Source organism: Acinetobacter sp. 228 (assembly GCF_048147885.1).
The window spans coordinates 1-1,221 of record NZ_JAYWYV010000379.1 but is presented as its reverse complement, the minus strand read 5'-3'; the positions used below and the strand labels follow the sequence as shown (position 1 = coordinate 1,221).

At 43.7% G+C, this 1,221-nt stretch carries 1 protein-coding gene and 1 pseudogene; both read left to right on the top strand.

What is annotated here, in order from left to right:
• On the top strand, positions 1–703 hold a 703-nt coding region (gene benD / locus VXQ92_RS19175), incomplete at its 5' end, for a benzoate diol dehydrogenase BenD (RefSeq protein WP_416682870.1).
• A 57-nt stretch (positions 704–760) separates the two neighbouring features.
• A pseudogene (gene benE / locus VXQ92_RS19170) lies at positions 761–1,221 on the top strand (benzoate/H(+) symporter BenE); the annotation flags it as partial.

Here is a 1,221-nt window from a genome sequence, read left to right as displayed (position 1 = left end):
AGTTGCAGCTGAAGGTGGACAAGTCGTCATGGCTGACCGCTCTGAATATGTTGAAGAAGTACTCACAGAAATTCAGCGTACAGGTGGTGATGCTGTCACGGTTAATGCTGACCTAGAAACCTATGCAGGTGCACAAGCGGTTGTTACAAAAGCCATCGAACATTATGGTCGGGTAGATATCCTGATTAATAACGTAGGCGGCGCGATCTGGATGAAACCTTTTGAAGAGTTTTCCGAAGAAGAAATCATTAAGGAAGTGAATCGCTCATTGTTTCCAACTTTATGGTGCTGCCGCGCTGTGTTGCCTGCCATGATTAAGCAACAAGCGGGCGTTATTGTAAATGTATCTTCCATTGCAACCCGTGGTATTAACCGTATTCCATACTCCGCATCTAAAGGCGGGATAAATGCGCTAACCGCGTCTCTTGCTTTTGAACATGCTAAAGACGGGATTCGAGTCAATGCTGTTGCGACTGGTGGAACCGAAGCGCCACCTCGCAAAGTACCACGCAATGCCAACCCGTTAAGTCAAAATGAAAAAAACTGGATGCAACAAGTAGTTGATCAAACAAAAGATCGAACATTTATGGGGCGTTATGGCACAATTCAAGAACAAGTCAATGCAATTTTATTTCTTGCATCAGACGAAGCATCGTATATGACGGGATCGGTCATTCCGGTCGGAGGTGGAGATCAGGGTTAACCCTGATCTTTTTATATATTTGGATAAATAACATGATTTGCATGGAGGCAATCAGACATGGCAACCCTGTTCAAGACATTAAAAAATGACTGGTCCATATCAGCAACAGTTGCGGGCTTTCTTGCAGTTTTAATTTCTTACTCAGGCCCACTGATTATTTTTTTCCAAGCTGCTCAGCGTGCCCATGTGTCCACAGATATGATGGTGTCATGGATTTGGGGAATTTCAATCGGCGCTGCCGTTTCAGGTATTTATCTTTCGATTAAATATAAGACTCCTGTGATTACCGCGTGGTCTGCACCGGGTACTGCCCTGTTAGTTACTCTATTTCCAAATGTCTCATTGAATGAAGCAGTAGCCGCCTATATTACTTCTGCCATCGTTATTTTCTTAATTGGTATTACAGGTTACTTCGACAAATTACTGAAGTGGATTCCGCAAGACGTTGCTGCGGGCATGATGGCAGGTATTCTTTTTCAGTTTGGTATTAGCCTATTTACTGCATCTGATAGCATGCC